General features: G+C 39.1%; 21 protein-coding genes. 14 read left to right on the top strand and 7 right to left on the bottom strand.

What is annotated here, in order from left to right; genetic code table 11:
* Positions 1 to 45: 45 nt before the first annotated feature.
* From aroA to aroF, 3 genes are all read right to left on the bottom strand, one after another.
* The gene (gene aroA / locus VRHSUH10_RS06010) at positions 46 to 1,314 is read right to left on the bottom strand and encodes a 3-phosphoshikimate 1-carboxyvinyltransferase (protein ID WP_105089804.1); all 1,269 of its coding nucleotides are present in this window, start codon (positions 1,312 to 1,314) and stop codon (positions 46 to 48) included.
* 10 nt (positions 1,315 to 1,324) lie between these two features.
* The gene (aroB, locus tag VRHSUH10_RS06005; RefSeq protein WP_105089803.1) at positions 1,325 to 2,377 is read right to left on the bottom strand and encodes a 3-dehydroquinate synthase; all 1,053 of its coding nucleotides are present in this window, start codon (positions 2,375 to 2,377) and stop codon (positions 1,325 to 1,327) included.
* A 74-nt stretch (positions 2,378 to 2,451) separates the two neighbouring features.
* A complete protein-coding gene (gene aroF / locus VRHSUH10_RS06000; protein WP_105089802.1) occupies positions 2,452 to 3,465 on the bottom strand; it encodes a 3-deoxy-7-phosphoheptulonate synthase in 1,014 nt (337 codons plus the stop codon).
* A 478-nt stretch (positions 3,466 to 3,943) separates the two neighbouring features.
* Here aroF and VRHSUH10_RS05995 point away from each other — a divergent pair, with 478 nt between their 5' ends.
* From VRHSUH10_RS05995 to VRHSUH10_RS05985, 3 genes are all read left to right on the top strand, one after another.
* Positions 3,944 to 4,360 carry a GNAT family N-acetyltransferase gene (locus VRHSUH10_RS05995; protein WP_105089801.1) on the top strand — a complete coding sequence of 139 codons (417 nt, stop codon included), beginning with the start codon at positions 3,944 to 3,946 and terminating at the stop codon, positions 4,358 to 4,360.
* Positions 4,361 to 4,479: 119 nt separating this feature from the next.
* Entirely contained in the window at positions 4,480 to 4,938 is a 459-nt protein-coding gene (locus VRHSUH10_RS05990; RefSeq protein ID WP_105089800.1) for a DIP1984 family protein, read from the top strand.
* Between the two features lie 437 nt (positions 4,939 to 5,375).
* Positions 5,376 to 6,014, top strand: a complete 639-nt coding sequence (locus tag VRHSUH10_RS05985; RefSeq protein ID WP_024064063.1) for a hypothetical protein — start codon at positions 5,376 to 5,378, stop codon at positions 6,012 to 6,014.
* Positions 6,015 to 6,097: 83 nt separating this feature from the next.
* Here the strand turns inward: VRHSUH10_RS05985 and VRHSUH10_RS05980 are convergent, their stop codons facing one another.
* Both VRHSUH10_RS05980 and VRHSUH10_RS05975 read right to left on the bottom strand, forming a co-directional pair.
* Positions 6,098 to 7,126 carry a ribonucleotide-diphosphate reductase subunit beta gene (locus tag VRHSUH10_RS05980; protein ID WP_009661519.1) on the bottom strand — a complete coding sequence of 343 codons (1,029 nt, stop codon included), beginning with the start codon at positions 7,124 to 7,126 and terminating at the stop codon, positions 6,098 to 6,100.
* A gap of 74 nt (positions 7,127 to 7,200) precedes the next feature.
* The gene (locus tag VRHSUH10_RS05975) at positions 7,201 to 9,483 is read right to left on the bottom strand and encodes a ribonucleoside-diphosphate reductase subunit alpha (RefSeq protein WP_105089799.1); all 2,283 of its coding nucleotides are present in this window, start codon (positions 9,481 to 9,483) and stop codon (positions 7,201 to 7,203) included.
* A gap of 440 nt (positions 9,484 to 9,923) precedes the next feature.
* On the opposite strand from VRHSUH10_RS05975, the gene VRHSUH10_RS05970 reads away from it, so the two are divergent.
* Complete coding sequence (locus VRHSUH10_RS05970) at positions 9,924 to 10,442, top strand: flavodoxin family protein (protein ID WP_060924434.1); 519 nt, start codon at positions 9,924 to 9,926, stop codon at positions 10,440 to 10,442.
* Positions 10,443 to 10,522: 80 nt separating this feature from the next.
* Here VRHSUH10_RS05970 and VRHSUH10_RS05965 read toward each other — a convergent pair whose 3' ends face one another.
* The gene (locus VRHSUH10_RS05965) at positions 10,523 to 12,082 is read right to left on the bottom strand and encodes a hypothetical protein (RefSeq protein ID WP_060924433.1); all 1,560 of its coding nucleotides are present in this window, start codon (positions 12,080 to 12,082) and stop codon (positions 10,523 to 10,525) included.
* Between the two features lie 159 nt (positions 12,083 to 12,241).
* On the opposite strand from VRHSUH10_RS05965, the gene VRHSUH10_RS05960 reads away from it, so the two are divergent.
* The 6 genes from VRHSUH10_RS05960 to VRHSUH10_RS05930 all read left to right on the top strand — a co-directional run bounded on the left by VRHSUH10_RS05960 (position 12,242) and on the right by VRHSUH10_RS05930 (position 19,285).
* The gene (locus VRHSUH10_RS05960; RefSeq protein ID WP_060924432.1) at positions 12,242 to 13,414 is read left to right on the top strand and encodes an iron-containing alcohol dehydrogenase; all 1,173 of its coding nucleotides are present in this window, start codon (positions 12,242 to 12,244) and stop codon (positions 13,412 to 13,414) included.
* 57 nt (positions 13,415 to 13,471) lie between these two features.
* Positions 13,472 to 14,269 (top strand): hypothetical protein, encoded by a 798-nt coding sequence (locus tag VRHSUH10_RS05955; RefSeq protein ID WP_060924494.1) that lies wholly within the window; start codon positions 13,472 to 13,474, stop codon positions 14,267 to 14,269.
* Positions 14,270 to 14,714: 445 nt separating this feature from the next.
* Entirely contained in the window at positions 14,715 to 15,626 is a 912-nt protein-coding gene (locus VRHSUH10_RS05945; RefSeq protein ID WP_060924430.1) for a hypothetical protein, read from the top strand.
* A 108-nt stretch (positions 15,627 to 15,734) separates the two neighbouring features.
* A complete protein-coding gene (locus tag VRHSUH10_RS05940) occupies positions 15,735 to 16,772 on the top strand; it encodes a nicotinate-nucleotide--dimethylbenzimidazole phosphoribosyltransferase (protein WP_060924429.1) in 1,038 nt (345 codons plus the stop codon).
* 9 nt (positions 16,773 to 16,781) lie between these two features.
* The gene (locus VRHSUH10_RS05935; protein ID WP_105089797.1) at positions 16,782 to 18,095 is read left to right on the top strand and encodes a DUF389 domain-containing protein; all 1,314 of its coding nucleotides are present in this window, start codon (positions 16,782 to 16,784) and stop codon (positions 18,093 to 18,095) included.
* Positions 18,096 to 18,463: 368 nt separating this feature from the next.
* The gene (locus tag VRHSUH10_RS05930) at positions 18,464 to 19,285 is read left to right on the top strand and encodes a MetQ/NlpA family ABC transporter substrate-binding protein (RefSeq protein ID WP_105089796.1); all 822 of its coding nucleotides are present in this window, start codon (positions 18,464 to 18,466) and stop codon (positions 19,283 to 19,285) included.
* A gap of 104 nt (positions 19,286 to 19,389) precedes the next feature.
* Here the strand turns inward: VRHSUH10_RS05930 and VRHSUH10_RS05925 are convergent, their stop codons facing one another.
* Entirely contained in the window at positions 19,390 to 20,280 is an 891-nt protein-coding gene (locus VRHSUH10_RS05925) for a PocR ligand-binding domain-containing protein (RefSeq protein ID WP_105089795.1), read from the bottom strand.
* A 488-nt stretch (positions 20,281 to 20,768) separates the two neighbouring features.
* Between VRHSUH10_RS05925 and pduB the strand changes: the two genes are divergently transcribed.
* Genes pduB through VRHSUH10_RS05905 form a run of 4 tightly spaced genes read left to right on the top strand, consistent with a single transcriptional unit; the run spans position 20,769 to position 24,391 of the window.
* Positions 20,769 to 21,470, top strand: a complete 702-nt coding sequence (gene pduB / locus VRHSUH10_RS05920; RefSeq protein WP_038124004.1) for a propanediol utilization microcompartment protein PduB — start codon at positions 20,769 to 20,771, stop codon at positions 21,468 to 21,470.
* Between the two features lie 21 nt (positions 21,471 to 21,491).
* A complete protein-coding gene (locus VRHSUH10_RS05915; protein ID WP_105089794.1) occupies positions 21,492 to 23,153 on the top strand; it encodes a propanediol/glycerol family dehydratase large subunit in 1,662 nt (553 codons plus the stop codon).
* Positions 23,154 to 23,162: 9 nt separating this feature from the next.
* Positions 23,163 to 23,849, top strand: coding sequence for a propanediol/glycerol family dehydratase medium subunit (locus VRHSUH10_RS05910; protein ID WP_105089793.1), 687 nt, complete (start codon positions 23,163 to 23,165; stop codon positions 23,847 to 23,849).
* Between the two features lie 11 nt (positions 23,850 to 23,860).
* Complete coding sequence (locus VRHSUH10_RS05905; RefSeq protein ID WP_105089792.1) at positions 23,861 to 24,391, top strand: diol dehydratase small subunit; 531 nt, start codon at positions 23,861 to 23,863, stop codon at positions 24,389 to 24,391.

The following is a 24,391-nucleotide window of genomic DNA, read 5'->3' as shown; positions in this document are numbered from 1 at the left end:
ACTATTTCTATTATCTATTAGATTAAACCAGATACGATTAGAAATCTAAACTGGTTGTGCATTACCGCCCAGTAAGTTCCAGTCCTCAAAGAAGTCTGGATAGGATTTTGTGATAGCTTCGCTATCTTTTAAGGTAACAGGGGCTTCACTGATGAGAGCCATCAATGTGCCAGCCATAACGAGGCGATGGTCATTTACGCAATCACCTTGGCCACCTTTAAGTATACCACTACCGATGATGTATAGGTCATCACCGTCTTCACGAACTGTACCGCCTAAGTCTCTTACGAGATTAGCAACGGCTACGAGACGATCCGATTCTTTTAAGCGTAGGCGAGCACCCTTAACAAAGGCGCTTTCACCAGAAATAGAGCAAGCAAGGGCTGCCATAACAGGCAACATATCAGGCATTTGCTCAAGGTCTGCATGAATCGGTTTAGAAGCGCGACCTGTGACCGTCACATTCATACCATCCCAGACAACATCACAACCAGCATCAATCATAACTTGCATGATGCGGCGGTCCGCTTGTACAGAGTTTTTATTCATACCTGTAATCGTAATTGGTTTGCCAGTCATACCAGCTGCTACCATCCAAATCGCTGCATTAGACCAGTCGCCTTCGATTTGGTAATTATCGCGACCGATGAAAGATGCACCAAATGGAACGGTGAAAGCCTCATTAATATCGGTATCTGGTAAGGTATGCTCTACTTCTACACCAAAATCGCGCATAGTTTCAGTTGTTAATGTTACATAATCGCTAGATTGTAGTGGCGTAGTAGCGGTAATAGTAGATAAGCCGATTTGAGGAGCAGCCAACAATAAACCAGAGAAGAATTGGCTACTCACATCGCCTACCATGGAGAAATTGCCCCCTTGAAGACGACCTGTCATAGTAAATGGCGGTTTATCTTGGGAAAAAGTTACGCCGTGCGCTTTCATTTCACCTAGCATAGGTTCTAGTGGACGATCTGGTAAACGACCTTTAGCATCTACATCTACATCATTACAGATGGATGCTGCTACAGGTAATAAAAGGCGTAATGTAGTACCTGATTCGTGTGGTACTACATTGCCTTTTGCTGGAGCTGGGCCAGGAGTAACGGTAACAATTTTATTTTCATATACTACGTGAGCCCCTAAGCCTCGCAAGGAGTCCATCGTTGCATCGATATCCTTAGAGGTACGACTCAGTAATATTGTAGATGGAGAGGTAGCAAGGGCTGCACAAATCAATGCGCGGTGTGCATGTGCCTTTGCTGGAATGGACGCAATCGTCCCTGTAGGAATGGCGTTCGTTACGGAATGCATATAAATCTCCTTAATCTAAATAGGTGGCAAGCTCTTCGTGTGTTACCACCTTAAGTTCACTATGTCCATAGCTTGTTGGAACTACGATTTTTATAGTTGCCCCGTCGCTTTTTTTATCATGTTTAGCAGCTGCTAAGATCTCTTTTTTCGTTATGGTCGTAGTAGTTGGCAAATCGTGTGCTTCGATGAGGGCTTTTAATTTTTCTAATGCCTCTACATCTAATTCTCCATGTTTTACAGCACCTTGTGCCATGAGGACCATACCGATGGCTACAGCATAGCCATGGTGGACCTCAAAGTGACTGGCCTTTTCGATGCCATGACCAAAGGTATGACCAAGGTTTAAGAGGGCACGAACACCGGATTCGCGTTCATCTTGCTCAACGATATCCGCTTTTGCTTGAACGCAGCGAGCGATAACGGCACTTACGCTATCGCGATGTTTAGTTAATGGTTTATGTTCGAGTTGGGTTAATAAACCTGGTACATCGAGGAAACCGTATTTGATAATCTCGCCACATCCATTTTTCCATTCCATGTCTGGCAATGTATTGAGCGTAGTTGGATCGCAGAGAACAAGGATAGGTTGTTTGAAAGCACCCCAAAGGTTTTTGCCAGCTTCGAGATTAACCGCTGTTTTACCGCCTACAGAGGAGTCTACTGCAGCTAATAGAGATGTAGGGACCTGTACATAGTCGATGCCACGTAGGTAGGTAGCTGCTGCAAAGCCTGCCATATCGCCTACAACACCACCGCCAAGGGCGATGAGAAGGTCTTTACGCGTTAACGATTGAGCTGCCATATACTCTACTAAATCGATGAGTTGATGAGCATTTTTGGAGCTTTCACCAGCAGGGAACACATAATCACAAACAGTATAACCCGCATGTTCCATATTAGCTTTCACAGAATCCAAATAGTGTGGTGCCACGTTGCTGTCGCTAACGATGATAACACGGCAATTTGGTTTTAACGGTTTAATATAATCGGTGATGCGTTGTAAAGCGCCTTCCTCGATGACAACATCGTAAGGTGTGGACGCGTTAATGTGGATGCGAGTCATAACGGTTCCTTTCATAAAAGAATAAGCTAGTATCTATTATAACGGATACTAGCTTATTTGTGTGCTGTTTAAGATTATTTAGTGCATTCTACCAATGCTTGGCGCAATGCGATAACTTCTTTCATAAGGCTAGTGAATTGGTCTGGACGTAATGCTTGAGGGCCGTCGCATAATGCTTTGGATGGATCGTTGTGAACTTCAATCATAAGGCCATCTGCACCGCCGCCTACGGATGCAAGGGAAAGTGGACGAACCATGCGGCTCATACCTGCAGCGTGGCTAGGGTCCATGATGATTGGCAAGTGGGATAATTCATGCATCATAGGAATTGCTGTTACGTCTAATGTATTACGAGTTTTAGTTTCGAATGTGCGGATACCACGTTCGCATAATACAACTTGTTCATTGCCTTCAGACATGATGTATTCAGCAGCCATCAACCATTCTTCGTATGTAGCAGATAAACCACGTTTTAAAAGAACTGGTTTGTTTAATTTACCTACTTCTTTTAAAAGTGTGAAGTTTTGCATGTTACGAGCGCCGATTTGAAGCATATCTACATTATCGAAGTATTGTAATTGGGAGATATCCATAACTTCGGAAACGATAGGTAGACCTGTTTCTTTTTTAGCAAGCTCTAATAACTCCAAACCTTCAGGACCCATGCCTTGGAAGGAGTATGGAGAAGTACGAGGTTTGAAAGCACCGCCACGAAGAATTGTAGCGCCTGCTGCTTTACAAGCTTTTGCTGTTTCTAATACTTGCTCAGGCGTTTCTACGGAGCAAGGGCCTGCCATTACTGCGAAGTGACCGCCACCGATAAGTGCACCACCTACGTTGATTACAGAATCATCTGGATGGAATTTACGGTTTGCTTTTTTGTATGGTTCTTGGATGCGAGTTACTTTATCTACGAAATCAAGAGATTCGATTTGACGAGCATCAAGAGATGCAGTATCGCCGATAAGACCTAAAATATTATAGCGTGCACCTTCTACAGGATGGATAATGAAGCCTTTTTCCTCTAATTCACTGCGTAAACGAGACACCTCTGTTTCTGCTGCGTTTTGTTTCAATGTAATAATCATGATAAATCCTCCTTGTATACTACAGTGAATAGTAGGGCTCACCATACGGGATAGCAAACAAAAAAGGGCTACCCGTAGTCTAATACGGGCAGCCCTTTTACTATTCTAAGCAACTAATAATGACTCAATCTTAATTAGCGTACCACAAATAGTTCCTTACCCGTACGTTGGATAAAGAACCAATAAAAGTATTGTTTTGTAGCTAAGCTAATTTGGTTAGTCATCTTTGGTTGCTCCTTTCTAAAAATTATGGGTATAGTATAAACCCAAATGATAAAATTATGCAATACCTAAAAATGAATTTCATAGAAGTTTTAAAATATTTTGGCTGTGGGAATTAATAGAATTTAAGATGTTTGTTGGAATTAAGCGTGTTTTTGATATAATAAAAATAAGAAGTTTTCAGTGTTTATATTATGTTTCGTAATAAGCTTAAATCGATTTTTATAAATATACTTATTCTGCGAAAGGGTTACCTATGATTATTCAAATCTTAGATCATATAACTGATGAAATAAAACAAATACGCATTGATGTGTTTATGAAGGAACAGGGTTTTGAAGACGAGTTTGATGAAATCGATGAGACTGCAAAATTTGTCCTCTTATCCATAGATGGTAAGCCAGCTGGCACGTGCCGATATTTTCCTAGTGACGTAGCTGGAGATGCCCATATTGGCCGTATGGCGGTACGTAAGTTATATCGAGGACAACATCTAGGCACTAAAATTATGATGGCTGCTGAAAATGCTATTCGTCGCGATGGATATAAAACTTGCTCCTTATCTGCACAAGTGCAGGCAAAAGCATTCTACGAATCCCTTGGCTATAAGGCAGAAGGAGAGGAATATCTCGATGAAGGTTGCCCTCATATCTTGATGAGGAAGGTTTTATAAGTCGTTATAAGATAACAATAAGTGGATACTTATATGAAATAGATTCCTATAAGATTCGTAATGGAAAATAGGTAATAAATAGGTAAGGTAATATATTTTTGGTTGTGAGGTGAAAATTCATGAAACTAGCGGAAGCATTACAAGAGCGAGCTGATTTGAATTATAAAATAAGCGATTTAGAGCTTCGTTTGACTCAAAATAGTTTAGTGCAAGAAGGGGAAGCACCAAATGAGAACCCTGAAGAGCTCTTGAAAGCATTAGATCAATGTGTAACTAGACTTCAAAAGTTAATTGCAGATATTAATTTAACAAATTGTAAAACTATTGTAGAAGGTCGCTCTATTACTGAAATTATTGCGGAAAAAGATAGTGCTGCATTGCGTCTAAGTGCTTATCGGACATTGGCGTCTAGCGCAGGTAGTATCAATTTTCGTGCGAGAGGGTCTGAAATCAAATTAATCCCGACCGTCAATGTCAAAGATATCCAAAAAGAAGCTGATTACATCGCAAAACAAGTTCGTTTATTAGACAATCTATTACAGTCTGCTAACTGGACCACCGAATTGATTGAAAGCTAATATCTATATAGTTGGTAGTTTGATACAGGGTGGACACAAAACTTTTGCTTTTACCAAGCGTTTTATGAATACATTCATGGGGCGAATGCGAATCTACAGTGTAGGCCTATTTGTGCACAAATGTATTGATACAATTTATAATGTATTACCACGTGTCGACTGTAAAAACGAGGGTGGCGTTGGGGACTATTTCTAAATATAAACGATAAAAAGATACCCAATTCAAAGATCTGGATTGGGTATCTTTTTTCTTAGTATTCTAATTTATCGAAATCAAATACCGCTACCTTTGATTATAGGTACGTTAGCAGCATGATATATTTAATTTTTTGATAAGAATATTAATTTTACTTCTACTTAGTGAATTATGTTATAATATAATTGAATAATAATCATTATTTAATTATATAGAATTTCTTAAGTAAGGAGATTTCATTATGACAGCAGAACAAAAAGCAGCTACGGCAGCAACAAGTTCTACCGCAGCTAAACCAATACCTGAACAAGGTACTGAATGGATAATTTGCCGTGTATGCGGATATATTGAGGATGCTAAGTACAGGGATCAACCTTGTCCAACATGTGGTTTTCCTCCAACAGTTTGGATGGATTACAAGCCACGTCGCATTGATTCAAAACGTGAAAAATTGCTAGATCTTCATTTACATCCAATTGCGGTACATTTCCCAATCGCAGCAACAGCAGCTTCTTTCTTAGTACCTGTTATTGCATTGTTGATTCCATCTATTGCAAATGTATTATTTCCTGCCATTACATTAGTAGTAATGATTTTACCACTTCTCGTTATTATTGGTGGTATTTCTGGTTATATTGGTAGTAAATTACGTTACAAAAAAGGAACATCTAAAATTCCTAAAGCAAAGATTTACTTAACAGTTATCTACTTTATTCTTTCCTGTGCACAAGCCTACATCGCTATTGCTAACGGTGTAAATGCTGATAACGCATGGATTATGATTATTTTAGGTATTGTAGCTTCTATCTTTGCTGCCAAACTTGGTAAAATGGGGTCCTATCTATTTGCAGGTCGATTCGGCCCATATACAGCTGGCTAACCGTTATTAACTGAATAACCTTTATAATGAAAAAAGTGATTCTCCCACCGTGAGAATCACTTTTTCTTTTATCATTTTTTTTATTATTCTAAATCATCGAAATCAAATGCCGCTGCTTTTGTATAGTTTGTAACTTTTGCTTCGAAGAAGTCAGTTTTTGTGCTATTCAAGTTGGAGAAGCTTTCAATCCATTCCATTGGATTGTCCTTGATTTCAGGGTATAGGTGAGGCAAGCCGATTGCTTCTAAGCGGATATTGGCAAGGTATTTGATATAGCGTTCAATAAGAACGTTGTTAAGGCCGAGGATTTTATCATCAGTGATGTATTGACCCCAAGCGATTTCGTTTTCTGCACCTTGGCGAATCATGTCAGTGATTTTCGCTTCCAGTTCAGGCGTGAACAAGTCAGGGCGTTCACGCCGTAACTCGCGGATGATGTTTTGGAACAATACAAGATGAGTTACTTCGTCGCGGTTGATATATTTGAAAATAGTGGATGTAGCTGTCATTTTACCTTGGCGTGCCAAAGTGTAGAAGAAGCTAAAACCAGAGTAGAAGTAGATACCTTCTAAGATATAGTTGGCGATGATTGTGTGGATAAGGTTTGCTTCGCTAGGATCGTCGCTGAAACGTTGGTATGCATCGGCGATAAAGCGGTTACGAGCAAGCAATGTCTTATCTGTACGCCATTCGTCATAAATTTTGTCACGTGTAATAGGATTTGTTACAGTGTCCAAAATGTAGGAATAACTTTGAGCGTGAATTTCTTCTTGGAATGCTTGGATATTCAATAAAGATGCCACTTCAGATGCTGTAATATAACGGCTCAAGTTAGGTAAGTTTTCAGATTGAATAGAATCAAGGAAGTTCAAGAATGCAATAATTTTGTCGAATGCACGGCGTTCGTAATCTGTTAAGTATGGGAATTGCTTAACGTCTTCGTTCAAGGAAATCTCTTCAGGAATCCAGAAGTTGTTGAGCATTGTACGGTACATTTGGTTCGCCCAGTCGTACTTGATACGGTTCCATTCGCGAAGGTTTGTGGTGTTGCCGCCAATCATAGATTGCGTGCCACGTTCACCATGTTCGTTGAAAATCAGTTTTTTATCCATAGTAGGACTCCTTTATACAACGATGCGACCTATACTGCTATAGGTCGTCATCAGATTTATATACACATCTCGTATTAGGAGGAGCAGCTAGTGCACTCATCCATTTCAAGGGATTGATTACGGATGTAGTAGATTGTTTTGATACCTTGTTTGTAAGCCTCAACGTATAGGTCTAGAATTTCTTTTGCTTTCATTTGAGGTGTGATATACAAGTTGAAAGATTGTGCTTGGTCAATATGACGTTGACGTACTCCACAAGCTTTGATGGACCATTGTTGGTCGATTGTATGCGCCTCTTTGTAGAGCCAGAATGTTTTGTTGTTCAAATCTGGTGCAGTTTTTGGTGTGAAAGAACCTTTCTTCTCTTCGATAAAGAATTTTTTGAAGATAGGGTCGATACCAGCTGTAGTATTTGCAATGTTGGAAGTAGAACCGGTAGGCGCTACAGCCATCAAGTAACCATTGCGGATACCGTATTTAGCAACGTCTGCAGCCAATTGTTTCCAACGATCAGATGTGTAGCCACGACGCGTGAAGTATGCACCAGTTTCCCATTCGGAACCTTTGAATGCAGGGTATGCACATTTTTCTTTAGCCAATTCCATGGAAGCTTTGATGGAATAGTACGCGATGTTTTCGAACAATTTATCTGCTACTTCAATGTGCTCATCAGATTCCCATTGGATATCGTGGTTTACAAGGTAATGGTGGTAACCAGAAGTACCAAGACCAATAGCACGGTATTTATCAGAAGTCATGCGAGATTCTGGAACTGGTGCTTGGTTGATAGAAATAACATTGTCTAACATGCGGATTTGAAGAGCGATATTTTCTTCCAATTCTTCGTCAGAAATACGGCCAAGGCTGATGGAGTTCAAGTTACATGTAACCATGTCGCCTGTATTTGTTTTTGTAGTGATAGTGCCGTCTTCGTTGATGATTTCTTCAGCAAGGTTTGTGAAGCCAACGTTTTGTGCAATTTCGTGGCACAAGTTGGACGCGTAAATCATACCTGCATGTTTGTTAGGGTTTGCAGCGTTTACAGTGTCGCGGAAGAAGATGAATGGTGTACCAGTTTCAACAGCAGAGCGCATGATTTTTTTCATCATGTCTAGTGCTGGCACTTCGATGCCGTGTAAGTTCGGATCTTGTTCACATTCAAGGTAACGTTTTGTGAACTCTTTGTTATCGTCTGTGTCGTAGAAGTCCTCTAGAGCATAGCCTTTTACAGCCAAGATTTCATGAGGGTCGAAGAGGGTGAAGTTTTCACGGCCGATCATGCGTTCCATGAAGATGTTTGGAACAGAGATAGCAGGGAAGATATCGTGTGCTTTACGACGGTCGTCACCATTATTTGTACGAAGCTCTACGAATTCGTAGAAGTCTTTGTGCCAAATATCGAGTGTTACTGTAGCACCGCCTTTGCGTTTACCCAATTGGTCTACTGCAACCGCTGTATCGTTGTATAAACGGATCCAAGGAATAACGCCACCAGAGGAGTTTTTGAAACCGCGGATATCGGAGTTCAATGCACGAACTTTACCAAGGTAGATACCAAGAGCACCACCGTGTTTAGATACGCGGGAGAATTTGCTGTTTACATCGTAAATGGACCATAAGTTATCATCTACACCAGAGATAAAGCAAGAGGACAACTGATGGAATGGTGTACCAGCGTTTGCCAATGTAGGTGTAGCTGTTGTCATTTTTAACTGGCTCATCAAATCGTAGAATTTCTTAGCGTATTCTACTTTGTTTTCACCCTCTACCAATGCCAAGTGCATTGCTATAGCCATGAAGCGTTCTTGTGGCAATTCAAAGATTTCTTTGTTGAAGCCTTTTACCAAGTAACGGTCAGCCAATAATTTAAGACCTTCATAGTTGAAGAGGTAGTCGCGCTTAGGTTTGATGTAATCGCCTAACTCTTGCAATTCATCAGGTGTATATTCTGTAACGAAGAAGTCAGCGTATTTTTTCTCTTCTACAAGCATGTGTACAAGATTTGGGAAGTTGCCATAACCGAATGCTTTATAACGACGAGTGATAGCGGCTTCTTTATAGAGATCGAACAAGAAGAGGCGAGCTGCTACAAACTGCCAATCTTGGTTCATTTTATTAACTTGGTTGCCGAAACCGTCGTCTTTTTTAGAGATAACCTTTTCGATAGCAGTTTGTACTAAAGTTTTTTGAATCTCTTTAGTAGTCATGCCATCAACGAATTGTAACTTCGCATCTAACTCCAATTCTAGTGGATCACAAGAATCTAACCCCAAACATGCGAAGGCAATCATACGTTTCGTTTTTTCAACGGATAAAGGCTCGAAATGGCCATCCCGTTTCTTGATCATAATCTCCATTACTGTTCCCCTTGAGTCTTAAAAGTAATAAAACTGTTAATCTAAGCATATATAAGATTAGACTGAAAAGTATAAAATATCTTTAAGTTAAATCTAATCAGAAAAATAAGAAAACTACTATATGTTGTAGTTTTCCTATTAATCTTATACATTATGTTACGATTATAGCGAAAAAAATCTATACATTCAATATTGACATTTAGAAATTTATAAATATAGTATGCTTAAATTTATCGATATAGTTATAAATACTAGAAAATACTATATGGGATGCATATATGATGATTTTGAATGCTATATCTCTTTTGAGAATAGTAAAATAGTACGTGGCAGTATATAAAATTCCGTTCTATATCGTTCTGTATACTATTGTGATTTATTTTATTAAAAGCATGTCATACATGTCCTATAATAGATATATAGTAAATAGGAGGTAAGACATGAAGTCTATTGTTATATATTCATCCCTTACGGGAAATACTAAACAAGTGGCAGAGGCTATTACTAGCGTATTGCCTGCAGGTACACCATGTGTATCTATGAAAGAAGTGCCGTCCGATTTATCATCTTACGATCTTGTATTTGCAGGATTCTGGGTGGATAAAGGGACAGCTAATAAAGAGGCCCGTGATGTACTAGGCATATTACATAACCCTCATATTGCTCTGTTTGCTACAGCTGGCGTACCACCGCAAATGGCACATGCTAAGGAGAGCTTAATCAATGCAGCAAATTGTTTACCCGATGGCATAGAGCCTGTAGGAACATTCATTTGCCAAGGTAAGGTAGATCCTAAGGTTATCGAAATGATGTACAAGATGTTCCCGAAAGGGCATAGCCACGGTCAATCTGCTGATCGCGATGCACGTCACAAACAAGCTGCAGTACATCCAAATGAAGACGATTTTAAAGCGGCCCAAGATTTTGCCCAACATATTCTAGTCAAGTTAGATCGATGAATAAAAGCAGTACCCTGTGGGGTACTACTTTTGTCATATTATATATGATGTTGTAATTATTACTATTTTGTATTATATGCTTAATTATAAAGTACGTTAAATTTAAGTTTACGTGTATCGAATTGGTTTATGAAGTACGACGTAATCAATAGCTTATATCCATTGCCTTCTATAATGACAGGATCGATAGCTGTTTTATCGACTGTAAGGAACTTATCATAAATATGATGCACCTCTGTTATTCCATTTGGTAGAGACACCTCTAAATCAAGGCCGTTGTTGAGGAACTTGAAGGAGATGGAGTCGAAGTTGGCAGACTCTACTTGGTATTCTTTAAGATCTTGTTCGTATACAATTAACTCGATGTTTTCAATGTATTTATCGTATCCTGCAATAGAGATAACCTTTGGTGCAGACAAAGCATCAAAATTGATATACTCGACGCGTCTGCCGTTTGTTGGATTTGTATCTGGCAGTTTTAAATCATCTACAGGTACATATGGTGTGCCGTAGTCTGTGAAGTTAGAATCAAAGGTAGCAGCTATTGGTAGGCTTGCATGCCATTCGCCATCGACTTTAGTATAGGTCACAAATTCACGATACGTTGTATAGCCTATGAATGGCGTCAAGAGAACAGCACCTAAGGCAAGAGCCATAACTGTTGTGTGTACAGAAGGTTTTAAACCCTTCACAAGAGAATATACATTGTGTACTAAGAAGATTAAATTGAATGCACTCACGTAAATCGTATTGAGCCAGAGAACTGGTTCATTAATCACACGTTTACCGATAAGAACTAAGCACAGTGTAGTTAGTGTAATGAACAAGAAGCATAGGATTTGCTGTGTTCTGCTACTTTCACTGGATCTAAAGCTAGCCAAGTAGAATAGGTAGAAAATGGCTACATACGGATAGTAGGTATAGAAGAAACGCGTATCTTCTCGAAGCCCTAACAGAATCAAGACTAAATAGATATTAGCTAGAATGCCTGTAATAATCGACGCCTTAGGCAAGATGATGCCGAATACAACAGTAAAAAATGAGTTTGGCGCTGGAGGACCTGCGGGATCCTCTTTGTAAGAACATACCATAGATAGACAAATGAATATATTAATGGATGCGAGTACCTTAAAAATGGTTTCTTCAAAGTTGAATGGTTGGTCCACGATGATGAAGAAGAACCATAAACTCATGATGATAACAATGTTATATAGCGTAGACGTAACAAGGGTGATGCCAATCCGTTTGATGCGGTTAATGATTTCACCGATGTAGTGTTCACCAGGCGATGTGAAATACAAGGCAATCATGGAGTACAGCCATAGGTACGATATGTTTTCCGTAGCTAGTTCAATACCCCGCACATAGCCGTAGCTTTCGTGAATCATATAAAGGCCAACGCCGATTCCGATACTTACTAAGGTATATAAAATGGAAAACTTTCGGGTTCTTGTTATATAGCTTTGTAATATAACGATAAAGAAATACAGTGAGTATAGCTTAATGTCGATTTCGGCAAACCAATCTTGTTCAATATACAACGGTGTACATGAAAATATGGCAATTAATGCCAGTAATATAGGCGACTGCGTTGCTAGGTCCCGCAGCGAAGACCATAAATGTTTAATGGCAAATTTCATAGATGTTCTCTCCCTCTATAAATATAAATATAAATATAAATACCTCTCTTATTATTAGTATACCTGTTTTCTGGTGAAAGCCCTATGAGGTTTTACATGCTTTTAAATATCCTTTACAATAACACTAAGAACTAGTTTTCAAAGAAAAGAGGTTATCACATGGAATTCTCTTATTTTTTACCTGTAAACATCCAATTCGGTTGGAATAAAGTAGATAATGTTGCTGATTTTGCTGCACCGTATGGCAAGAAAGCACTTATTGTAACTGGTCGTACTAGTGCTAAAAAATCTGGTTTATATGACCGGGTGGTAGCAAAGCTTGATGCAGCTCATATCGGTCATGTATTGTTTGATCAAGTAGATGCCAATCCATTGACCACGACAGCCTTAGACGGCGCTGCATTAGCTAAATCTGAAAGCTGTGATATGGTTATTGCTATCGGCGGTGGTTCCATCATGGACTGTGCCAAAGGAATTGCCTTTATGGCGGTGAATGAAGGCGATATTAACGACTATATTTTCAACCGTAAAGTTAGTGATAATGCATTGCCTCTTATTGTTATTCCAACGACTTGTGGTACCGGCTCTGAAGGCAACGGGTTTGGTGTTCTTACTAATCCTGAAACAGGTGATAAGAAATCCTTACGCTGCAATGCTATTGTGCCAAAGGTTTCTATTGTAGACCCTGCTGTAATGGGTACAATGCCACCTCATGTATTGGCATCTGTAGGCTTTGATGCACTATGCCACAACATCGAGGCCTATACCTCTAAAACGTCACAACCTTTCACCGATGCGTTAGCTCATTATGCAGTGACATTATTAGCACAATATCTTGTACCACTATATAAACATGTGAAAGCAACGGCGGAAGGCAAATCAGCTGTTCTCAACGAAATTCAGCTTACAAAAGCTTGGGAGTCCGTTACATTAGCTAGCACAATTGGGGGCATGGTTATTAACACAGCTGGTGTAACATTAGCACATGGTATGGAACATCCAGCCAGTGGCCTTAAAGATATTACCCATGGTGTAGGCCTTGCTATTATTGAACCTGTTGCAGTGGAATATACATGGAGTGCAAACCCTGATAAATTTAGTGCCTTAGCTCGGATATTTAACCACGGAGATGGTTCCGAACTAGGAGAAGCATTACGCCTAATCGTACATGACCTAGACCTTACTACAAACCTTACAGAATTAGGATTTACGAAAAAAGACATTCCATGGCTCGTAGATAATGTATACGTTGTAGCTACAGGCAATATAGCTAATACAGTAGCTGAAATAAGCCGTGAAGATATTGAAGCGTTGTATAAAAAGATGTTTTAAGTGCTGTCATTATAGGAGAGAGTTTTGTTCGAAGGATTTTATGGCTTATTAACGGTTATGCTATGCGTGTTGTTTACAATTGTGGTAGTGCTATTTAATATAGCACCTATTACATATATTGTTTTTGGCATAGCCATAGTATCGAGTATATTTCTACAATATAGGCGCTTTAAGAAACAGTCCATATCTGAAAAAAGGCACACTCAGTTGGCTTGGTGTTTGTATATTGCCTTTACCCTCAGCTTTTCTTGGTTAGTAAGCGATTGGTTTAGGTACGACTTAAAAACAAGCATTGAGCAATTTGATTCCTTCGAGTATAGTACCATGGATTGGACTCAAGGGTGGCCTAATAGTGGAGAACTACCAGAGGGGTTAAAACGACCAGGAAAACTTCCCGACGGTATTTATAGAGCGTCTGCTTTTCGTAGTAGTTTAGCTTGGGCTAATGCATATCCAGAGAGATATACTGTACTTGAGGGGGACCCTAAAGTAATTGCACAATATGAGGCAATAGCAAAGCAAAATGCAGCCTATACAGCGCAAATTGATGCGGATGGTGTATTGCGTGATTTAGATACGGGGGAGAAAAAGCGTTTTATATCTCACCCTAATAGCTATAATATTGTAGAGAGTATAGAAGAAGAATCCCTCAATTTGCCAGAACGGACTTTTATTGAGTGGCTACGCTTTGCACCTCGAAAAGAAACAAAAACAGTAGTCAAGGATACATATAATTCTACTCGAAATCATAGACTATATGTCTTTGTAGACGATGGGAATACTAAAAGACCTCATTTTGTAGAATTGCTAATTAGTAATGATGGGACACGAGCTGTGTTTTATCAATCTAAGTAATTAGAATACATATCCAAAAGATAAAAATGTATTGGTTAGGGACATAAACAATTATTATGAGATTATCACTATTCAACGACAAAACTGGAAATTATTTCCCTGGTTAATTGATGGCAGCCAGAGTGTCGGTGATGATCCTAATGAAGATTTTTATTATAGTACTCGTGTATCAGTTGAGAAATATGTAGTATATGTTGTTTACCATAACTTTGATCATGACCAGCCAAGAGTGATTTACTTTATGTTTAATCCGGAACGAACGCGAATGATTACTGTAGATATAGATATGTATCATTAGAGTTGGGCAGAGTTTGTATATAAAATTTGGAACAAAGGGGCTGTTTTGTTACAGCCCCTTTGATGATTCTACAAGTATTAAAAGGTACAATACTAGTAGAGATTGAAGTTGATTGTAGTGGTTGTTATAAAGCTAAGGAGTTGTATTGTGAAAAGAATATATTCATACATTGCTGCACTGTTAATGCTAAGTCTTATGGCTTCACAAGTACATGCAAAAGAGCCGGTTACTCAAAGTGATATTTCTGGTAGTGCTAAAGAGAAGTGTGTTAGTAGTGAACAAACTAATGATAAGATTGAAGCTGATTTACAAAGACATTTGGAAAGAATGAAGTCAGAGGACATAGCTAAGGGGTATTTACGTGAAGAAAAAACGTATGCTGAAGAAGTTAGTTTAGTTCGGGGCAGATTGTATCATTCAACGGATAAGCTCATTCATGATGAGAAAAAGACTACTCTTTTATCGTATCCTGTGGAAAGGAAGGTTCCTTGTAAGAAGAGTTTAAAGGATATAGATTCATATACAGACACAATTACTCGTAAAGGCATGACATTCCGCATTCCTAAAGGTGCAGAGTTGAAGATGTTCTATATGTTAGATAACAATATTTTTATAGTGTATGAGATAGGAGATATTTGGTATTCTATTCAGATTATTCCTTTAGATGTAGATCATCCTGATAGTAAAGATATAGAAAATAAGGTGCTTGTAGATAAAGAGTATAATTTTTATCACACATTGCAAGTATATTGGCGTATGTGGGGAATCTTTGATGATTTACAAAATCCTACTTATTCAGCGGTATGGAATAATGGCTTGCCTGGAATGTTAGTGGATTCATACAATCCAGATAAGAAATCTAATTTACTATTTGCTGCATATGATGGACGGTATGCTGTATTTAATCAGCTTGTATATAATCCAAGTACGAGTCCTTTTACTCATGAGCAGTTAAGAAATACAATTGAATATTTTGATTCTAATAACAATCCAGAGTTTAAGGCTAAAAAGCATAGATTATTCCCTGATGAGAGGATAATTCGTATATATGAGTACTAGTACAAACCTTATATTACTAATTATATAATTTGTGTTATACTTCTATATAGAATAATATCGAATTAATAGAAGGCTAGTTGGCATATTCTGTGCAGACTAGAGATTAGAATGAAAGATAAGTCAGTATTACCAATTGAGGAACAATTAAATAGATTTCTTCAACCAAAATGCCTAATCCCTGGTGGCCTAGGCTTGTGGGAGGATTATTTCCGAAAGATTTGTACTGCTTGGGGCGAGATTAGTGGTGAAATTCGACCTCAGCATATCATATTTTCTGCTGATAATGGTTGTAATATGGAAGGCTATGTAGGTTATAACTATGAGGTAACGCAAAAGCAGTCGCGTAATATGCTCTTGGGTCGTTCGTCGGCTACACAGTTTTGTAACTTTAACAACATTCCTTATGAAGTTGTGGATGTAGGAATTGCCTCAGATGATGGTATCGGAGTGGATCGCAAGGTCGCAAAGGGGACAAAGAATATATTAAACCACCCTGCTATGACTGAGGATGAATTTAATAGTGCCTTTCAAGCTGGCTATGAACGAGTTGAACATTATGTAAAGCAAGGGATAAATCTTTTTTCCTTTGGTGAAATGGGACTTGGTAATACGACGACTTCTGCCTGTGTGTTGTCTGCCTTAACTGGAGCTGATCCCACTGAAACAGTAGGACCTGGTTCTTGGCCGAATAAACCAGATTTGATGAAACGAAAAATTGATTTTGTGCGCGCTGTATTAGATAAGCATAAGGCTAGTATTGTTTCTGATAGTGAAGTTGAAAGAGTTCGTAAAATTGTAGCCCATGTAGGGGGCTTTGATATTGCTGCTATTCTTGGGGCTATGCTGTCTTGTGTTGAGTTTAAAAAGCCTTTTGTCATTGATGGCTTTATTACAGCTGTAGCGGCAGCTTGTGCGGTACATATGAACGAGCGCATTACAGACTATGCATTGCCGTCACATCATTCCCGCGAAAAAGGCACAGAGCTAGCTTTAGCAGAGGTAGATATTACACAAGACATGGTTCCTATTCAAGCCCACATGTCGATGGGGGAAGGGACAGGAGCTATCTTAATGGTTCAAATGTTGAAAACGACACAGCATATGTTTGTAAATGTAGGGACCTTTGCAGATTTGATGAAATTATAAGGAGAAAGAATGAAAATAAATAAATACTTTGATATACATTTTGAGCGCGCTGATGATGCAACTATCTCTAAAAGGTTGATAGGTGGGGCTAAGATTAAGGGACCTGCGTTGGTTACCCTGATTCTCTCCATATTTATCGCCTCTATTGGGTTGAATATGAATAGTACGGCAGTTGTTATTGGTGCTATGCTTATATCACCGTTGATGGGACCTATTTTAGCAACTGGTTTTGGCTTTGCTACGCTTAATTTTACAGTTGTAAAAAGCGGTATTTTAAGATTGTCCTTACAGGTTACGATTGCTGTTTTGGCATCTGCTTTATATTTTTATATTTCTCCCGTTCAGGCGGCTACATCTGAACTATTAGCACGTACAGAACCGAATATTTTTGATGTATTCATTGCTATATTTGGTGGGTTAGCTGGGATTATTGGGCAAACGCGTAAGACCTTAGATAATGTTATACCAGGTGTTGCGATTGCGACTGCACTTATGCCACCACTATGTACGGCAGGATATGGACTGGCTAATGGAAATTGGCAATATTTCATTGGGGCTGGCTATCTATTCTTTATAAATGCATTTTTCATCTTCTTTGCAGCTTTTATTGTTTTAAAGGGTGTATATAGTTTGCCATTCCATAAACAAGCAGAAGAGGTTAATCGTCGTAACCAGCTAATATTTCTCGTGATTGGTCTTATTATGGCTATACCAAGTATTTATGCAGGCTATGATATGACTATCAAGTATTCTGAGTCAAACCATATGGAGCAGTTTATTAAGAATGATATTAATCAAGAGGGCCGTCGACAAGTGATTGATTATTCATTAGATCAAACGAATAAGCTAGTAGACATAGTAGTTATAGGAGCTCCTGTGACTTCAGAGGAGCGAGCCCAGTTGGATAACAAGTTACAGAAGGATGAGTACTTGCAGAATTATACATTACGATTTGTTAATAGCGTAGATGAGAAAAAATCTACTATGGATAAGACGAACTTGAATAAATCTTCAGAGAATCTTGAAACATATAAAAACTTGAATAATCTATACCAGCCGACTTATCAATTAGTAAGTGAAACTATAAATACTATGAAAACGACAGAAGCTGAAGCAAAGGCGTTATTCCCGTTTGTAAGCAAAGTGGAAGGCATGCCTTTAATAGATAATCTAGAACAGCCTAAAGCGAGTCGCTATATGGTGATCATCCATACTACATCCGCTGTATCTGATGCAGATTTGGAACGAATAAAAGCTTGGTTAGAGGCTAAATTATCAGCACCTGTAACTATTTCTGTGGAGCAAACAACGTCAACTCCATAAGTTGATTTTTGATTTTGAGTATATTGTTTATTATATAGAGCGATATTTATAACGGTACTAAGTTTGATTGTACCCATTAGGTATATTACCTAGTAGTACGGGGAATCATCTTAGTACCGTTTTTATGTACTTGGCATAGCTAAATGTAATTACTCTTATCTTGCTATAGATTAAAGTTATATTATTACATATATAAAATCTATTATACGAGTAGGAATTAAATTGCTATACTTACTACATCGAAATTATTAAATAATCAAATGTAGATACAAGATAAGAAAAATAGATTTATTATAATATCTACGAATGTTGTATACGTATGAGTCCTCGTCCGAGATGGAGGTTTTCATCGTAGATAGGAGGATTACATGAAAAAATGGTTAGCATTAGCAGCGACGGCCGTACTGGGTGCGTCCTTATTGATTAGTGGTTGTGGTTCTTCCACAAATAACGCGAGCTCTAGTGGCTCTAAAGAGGTATTAAAGATAGCAGCAAATCCTGTACCTCATGCTGAAATTTTAGAACAAGTTAAACCTATTTTGGCTAAGGAAGGTGTAGACTTACAAATCGTTGAATTTACAGACTACATCCAACCAAATATGGCTCTATCTAGCCATGAAGTAGATGCAAACTTCTTTGCAAACGTACCTTACCAAAATAACTACAATAAAGATCATGGTACAAACTTTGTAAGCTTTGCACCAGTTCACATCGAACCATTGGCTATCTACTCTCAAAAAATTAAAGACTTGAAAGACTTGCCAAATGGCGCAAAAGTAGCTATCCCGTCTGACCCAACAAACAGTGCTCGTGCACTTCTCTTGTTGCAAAGTGCTGGTCTAGTAACATTGAAAGATCCAACTGGTTTGACTAATACACCATTCGATGTGACTAGCAATCCTAAAAACATCCAAATTGTTGAGTTAGAAGCAGCTCAAATTCCTCGTTCTATCCAAGACTTAGATGCAGCAGTAATCAATGCTAACTATGCGTTGCCAGCTGGTCTTAATCCTACAAAAGATGGCTTATTCGTAGAAAAAGCTGACTCTCCATATGCAAATCTTCTTTCTGTTAACCCTGGTGATGAAAATAAACCAGCTATCCAAAAATTAGCTAAAGCATTACAATCTCCAGAAGTTAAGAAGTTCATCGAAGAACACTACAAGGGAGCTATCATCCCAGCGTTCTAATTGATCGTTAATAATATATGTATCTGATACAATACCTTCTCATGACAAACTCTATAGATACGAAAAAGGCGTAATACCAATGGTGTTACGCCTTTTTTATTATATTATGGATGAATTGGTTTTGCATATTTTTTCCGATATGAATGTGGTGTTTCAGTGGTAGCCATTTTGAAAATTTTACAGAAATAACTAGTTCTGTTATAGCCCAATGTTTTACTGATCTGATTAACTGTTAGTTGGGAATATACTAATAGTTTTTTCGCTTCTTGTATGCGCAATAGTGTTATATATTGCACTACTGAAAGCCCCGTATCATCTTTAAAAATCTTAGAGAAGTAGGACTCGCTTAAATGAATATGTTCCGAAATCCTTCTGAGCGACACTCGTTTGCTCAGATTTTTTTCTATATATAACATAGCCTTTCGAATTTCTGGACGATTAATAGGTCGTTCAGACTCCACAAAGTCTGGTAATTGTTCATAAGGCATCTCTTCTGCTATGGCATCGTTAAATGGGAAGTAGTGTTCTACCAAAATCCGTAAAACCTTTGTAGCACTGTAGATTTGTTCTGCTGTAAGAACTGGTAATGCCTGATATAGTGCACGAAGTTTGGTGTCATCATGCCAATCGGTTTGGGTAGGCAAAATAGGTTTGATTGTTGTATCTTCTGTTTTTGTTTGTCCTGCCATGATGAAGCCTAAGATGGCGCCATCTTTCATGATGGGCACGGAGAAATCTATAAGGCCCATATGACAGCGGTACGGACAGGAGGATAGTTCTTTTGTAGCATCTAGTCCACCATATAAGTCGCATTGATTGCAGCGTTTGGCGTAAGCTGGATTGCGTCTTACAACCTTGCAAAAAGGAGAAAAGTTATATTCTTGAGATAACACTTTTCCACGATTATTAACAAAAATAGCCGCAATCTTTGTTATGTTTGTAAAATCGCGCATGATTTCATTAATAAGCTTAGTATCTTCATTCGTACAAATCATGGTAAAACCTCCAATCACAAATGTGTTAAGAGGTCTAGTAAGCACACCGTTAAATAGCTCTACTTGCTCTCTATCTAATGGGACGGCTCTAAACCTGAGAAAAGAGAAAAGTGACATACCACCTAAAATTCATATACCTATAAAATTAAGTTATTTCTTGCTTTTATATGTATAAGTATAACAGGATTGTCGTATTTTAGTAATAGAAAAATCGCATTTTTCGAATATACATAAAAAAGTTACATTTAATAATTTTTATAATAAAGGTAGATAAAAGCCTTATAGTACATGTATTTAGAAAGGATTGAGTCCGATGGGTTGTGACTGAATAGCAAGGCATGCTCTATAGCAATATATGGTGTACAGAATCTAGGGTTGCATACATATGAATAGTTAAAGAAATGATAAAAAATATAAAATGGTATACCGCAACATAGTTTTCTGTACATAGATACTTTGATACTTTCATTATACGTATGGAGGGTATTATGGCGACAACATGTGGATTAACTGAATTTGTAGGGACTAGTAAAACTGGTGATACTATTGGTCTCGTAATTGCTAACGTAGATCAACAAGTATTAGATGCGATGAAACTAAAGAAAAAATATCGTTCCATCGGTATTTTAGGTGCTCGTACTGGTGCAGGCCCACACATTATGGCTGCTGATGAAGCAGTAAAAGCAACCAATACTGAAATTGTTAGCATTGAATTACCTCGTGATACTAAAGGTGGCGCAGGCCATGGGTCGTTAATCATTTTTGGTGGTGATGATGTATCCGATGTAAAACGAGCTATTGAAGTAGCATTAGCTGAAGTGGAACGTACTTTTGGCGATGTATACGCAAACGATGCTGGTCATATTGAACTTCAATATACAGCACGCGCTAGTCATGCAGTAAATGCAGCATTTGGCGCTCCCGAAGGTAAAGCTTTTGGTCTTATCGTAGGTGCTCCAGCAGCTATTGGCGTAGTTATGGCCGATGTAGCTGTCAAATCTGCAAACGTTGATGTAATCGGTTATGCATCTCCTTCTGCAGGTACAAGTAATTCTAACGAAGTAATTTTACAGATTTCTGGCGATTCTGGGGCTGTACGACAAGCGGTTATTTCTGCTCGTGAAGTAGGTAAACAATTGCTCGGTACGATGGGTGACGAACCAGTGAACGGAGCCCCTTCCTATATCTAATCTGAAAGGATGGTATGCCCTATGAAATCAAAACGTTTCGAAGTCTTAAGTCAACGTCCTGTTAATCAGGATGGTTATGTAAAGGAATGGGTAGAGGAAGGTTTTATAGCCATGGAATCTCCTCAAGATCCAAAGCCTAGCCTCAAAATCGAAGGTGGTCGCATCGTTGAACTCGATGGTAAACGCCGAGAAGATTTTGATCTTATCGATACATTTATTGCAAATTACGGTATCGTTTTCGATGGTGCTGAACAAGCAATGGCAAAGGATTCAAAAGAGATTGCTAATATGATGCTTACACCATCAGTACCTCGTGAAGAAATCGTTAAGATTTGTAAATCTATTACTCCAGCGAAAATGTTGGAAGTTGTTTCTTCTATGAACGTTGTTGAAATGATGCAATGTATGCAAAAAATGCGTGCTCGTCGTACAATGGCTAACCAAGCCCATGTAACGAACGTAAACGACAATCCAGTGCAAATCGCAGCTGATGCTGCGGAAGGTGCACTTCGTGGGTTCGCAGAAGAAGAAACAACAGTAGCAGTTGCTCGTTACGCACCACTCAATGCGATTAGCTTACTCGTAGGCTCTCAATGTGGTCGCCCAGGTGTATTGACACAATGCTCCTTGGAAGAAGCGACAGAATTGGAACTTGGCATGCGTGGCTTCACAGCATATGCAGAAACAATTTCCGTATATGGTACAGAAGACGTATTTACCGATGGTGATGATACACCTTGGTCTAAAGGATTCCTCGCATCTGCTTATGCATCTCGTGGTCTTAAAATGCGCTTCACCTCTGGTACAGGTTCTGAAGTACAAATGGGCCAAGCAGAAGGTAAATCTATGTTGTACCTTGAAATCCGCTGCCTATATATTACAAAAGGTGCTGGCGTACAAGGTATCCAAAATGGTTCTGTAAGCTGTATCGGTATTCCAGCAGCTGTACCTTCTGGTATCCGTGCTGTATTAGCAGAAAACCTTGTAGCAGCTATGCTCGACCTTGAATGTGCATCTAGTAATGACCAAACATTCAGTCATTCTGATTTGCGTAGAACAGCTCGTACATTGATGCAATTTGCACCAGGTACTGACTTTATCTGCTCTGGTTATAGCTCTACACCAAACTATGACAACATGTTCGCTGGTTCCAACTGGGATGCAGAGGACTATGATGACTGGACAGTTATCCAACGTGACCTCAAGGTAAATGGCGGTCTTATTCCTGCTCGCGAAGAAGAAGTTGTAACGGTTCGTAATAAAGCGGCTCGTGCACTACAAGCGTTGTTCAAAGCATTAGGCTTGCCTCCAATTACAGATCAAGAGGTAGAGGCTGCTACATATGCAAATGGCTCTAAAGATATGCCTCCTCGCGATAAGGTTGCAGATATTAAAGCGGCTCAAGACTTGTTAAACCGCGGTGTTACAGGCGTTGACTTCGTAAAAGGCTTAGCTAAAGAAGGCCATCAAGATGTAGCACAAAGTATTTTGAACCTATTAAAACAAAAAATCTCCGGCGATTACTTACAAACATCGGCCATCTTTGACCGTGATTTCAACGTTATCTCCGCGATTAACAATAGAAATGACTATCAAGGTGTTGGCACAGGGTATCGTGTGGAAGGTGAAGATTGGGAACGTATTAAAGATATTCCAAACGCCATTGATCCACGGGATATATAAGGAGGTGTCATGATGGCTGAAATTAACAGAGATGTATTACGCTCTATTATCCTAGACGTTTTACAAGAAATGGGTGGTGTTCATGAGGCACCACAATTTAAGGCTAATGTTGGTGAAAGTGCAGCACCTAGACATGAAGACCCAACTGGTGACGATAGCTGGCTACAAACTGGTAGCCCTGCACAACCTGGTACTAGCGCAGATGAAGTAGTGATTGCTGTAGGTCCTGCCTTTGGTCGCAGTCAACGCCAAACCATAGTTGGTGTACCGCATCAAGAGGTAATTCGTCAATTAGTAGCTGGTATCGAAGAAGAAGGATTAAAAGCTCGTGTAATCCGCGTATACCGTTCCTCTGACGTAGCGGCCGTAGCCGTTGAAGGTGATTCTATTTCTGGATCCGGTGTATGTATCGGTATTCAATCTAAAGGTACAACCTTGATTCACCAACGGGACTTACAACCACTTTCAAACTTGGAATTATTCCCTCAAGCACCGCTATTAACAGCTGAAACATACCGTGCTATCGGTAAAAATGCTGCTAAATACGCTAAGGGCGAATCCCCAACACCAGTACCAACATTGAACGATCAAATGGCTCGTCCAAAATACCAAGCATTGTCTGCGTTGCTTCACATCAAGGAAACTAAGCATGTAGTAAAAGGTAAGCCAGCTGATGAAGTTCGTGTCACTGTATAAGGAGGTTTACTATGGCTAACGAATTAGAAGCCTTAATTCGGCAGATCGTATCTGAAATAGAAGGGGCGAAAGGCAGTACAACACAGTACTCAGCGCCTCATACACCATCTACAACAAATACAGTAGATAGAGTGGTTACAATCGAAGATTATCCGATTGCTAAAAAACATCCAGAATGGATTGATCTTGGTCAAGGCCGTGATTTGAGCCACATTACGATGGATAACGTAATGGCAGGTCACATCACAATGGATGATTTGAAAATTTCTCCATCCATTTTGAAAGCTCAAGGTCAAATTGCTAAGGCTGGGGGCCGTGATCAAATTGAACTCAACTTCTCCCGCGCCGCAGAAATGACGAAAGTTAGCGATAAACGCTTACTTGAAATGTATAATGCACTTCGTCCATATCGTTCTTCTAAACAAGAACTTTTGGATATTGCTAGCGAACTTGATGGTCTAGGTGCTCCTATTTGCGCAAACTTTGTACGTGAAGCAGCAGAAAACTACGAACGTCGTAAAAAACTGAAAGGTGATAATTAA

The organism is Veillonella sp. T11011-6 (assembly GCF_002959755.1).
GTDB lineage: Bacteria > Bacillota > Negativicutes > Veillonellales > Veillonellaceae > Veillonella.
The sequence above is the reverse complement of the archived record's forward strand: the minus strand, read 5'-3'. Positions and strand labels throughout refer to the sequence as shown.

Excerpts from the sequence above, each read along its gene's own strand:
- aroA (WP_105089804.1), bottom strand. The coding sequence starts at position 1,314 with ATGCATTCCGTAACGAACGCCATTCCTACAGGGACGATTGCGTCCATT.
- aroB (WP_105089803.1), bottom strand. The coding sequence starts at position 2,377 with ATGACTCGCATCCACATTAACGCGTCCACACCTTACGATGTTGTCATC.
- aroF (WP_105089802.1), bottom strand. The coding sequence starts at position 3,465 with ATGATTATTACATTGAAACAAAACGCAGCAGAAACAGAGGTGTCTCGT.
- VRHSUH10_RS05995 (WP_105089801.1), top strand. The coding sequence starts at position 3,944 with ATGATTATTCAAATCTTAGATCATATAACTGATGAAATAAAACAAATA.
- VRHSUH10_RS05990 (WP_105089800.1), top strand. The coding sequence starts at position 4,480 with ATGAAACTAGCGGAAGCATTACAAGAGCGAGCTGATTTGAATTATAAA.
- VRHSUH10_RS05985 (WP_024064063.1), top strand. The coding sequence starts at position 5,376 with ATGACAGCAGAACAAAAAGCAGCTACGGCAGCAACAAGTTCTACCGCA.
- VRHSUH10_RS05980 (WP_009661519.1), bottom strand. The coding sequence starts at position 7,126 with ATGGATAAAAAACTGATTTTCAACGAACATGGTGAACGTGGCACGCAA.
- VRHSUH10_RS05975 (WP_105089799.1), bottom strand. The coding sequence starts at position 9,483 with ATGGAGATTATGATCAAGAAACGGGATGGCCATTTCGAGCCTTTATCC.
- VRHSUH10_RS05970 (WP_060924434.1), top strand. The coding sequence starts at position 9,924 with ATGAAGTCTATTGTTATATATTCATCCCTTACGGGAAATACTAAACAA.
- VRHSUH10_RS05965 (WP_060924433.1), bottom strand. The coding sequence starts at position 12,082 with ATGAAATTTGCCATTAAACATTTATGGTCTTCGCTGCGGGACCTAGCA.
- VRHSUH10_RS05960 (WP_060924432.1), top strand. The coding sequence starts at position 12,242 with ATGGAATTCTCTTATTTTTTACCTGTAAACATCCAATTCGGTTGGAAT.
- VRHSUH10_RS05955 (WP_060924494.1), top strand. The coding sequence starts at position 13,472 with ATGCTATGCGTGTTGTTTACAATTGTGGTAGTGCTATTTAATATAGCA.
- VRHSUH10_RS05940 (WP_060924429.1), top strand. The coding sequence starts at position 15,735 with ATGAAAGATAAGTCAGTATTACCAATTGAGGAACAATTAAATAGATTT.
- VRHSUH10_RS05935 (WP_105089797.1), top strand. The coding sequence starts at position 16,782 with ATGAAAATAAATAAATACTTTGATATACATTTTGAGCGCGCTGATGAT.
- VRHSUH10_RS05930 (WP_105089796.1), top strand. The coding sequence starts at position 18,464 with ATGAAAAAATGGTTAGCATTAGCAGCGACGGCCGTACTGGGTGCGTCC.
- VRHSUH10_RS05925 (WP_105089795.1), bottom strand. The coding sequence starts at position 20,280 with ATGATTTGTACGAATGAAGATACTAAGCTTATTAATGAAATCATGCGC.
- pduB (WP_038124004.1), top strand. The coding sequence starts at position 20,769 with ATGGCGACAACATGTGGATTAACTGAATTTGTAGGGACTAGTAAAACT.
- VRHSUH10_RS05915 (WP_105089794.1), top strand. The coding sequence starts at position 21,492 with ATGAAATCAAAACGTTTCGAAGTCTTAAGTCAACGTCCTGTTAATCAG.
- VRHSUH10_RS05910 (WP_105089793.1), top strand. The coding sequence starts at position 23,163 with ATGATGGCTGAAATTAACAGAGATGTATTACGCTCTATTATCCTAGAC.
- VRHSUH10_RS05905 (WP_105089792.1), top strand. The coding sequence starts at position 23,861 with ATGGCTAACGAATTAGAAGCCTTAATTCGGCAGATCGTATCTGAAATA.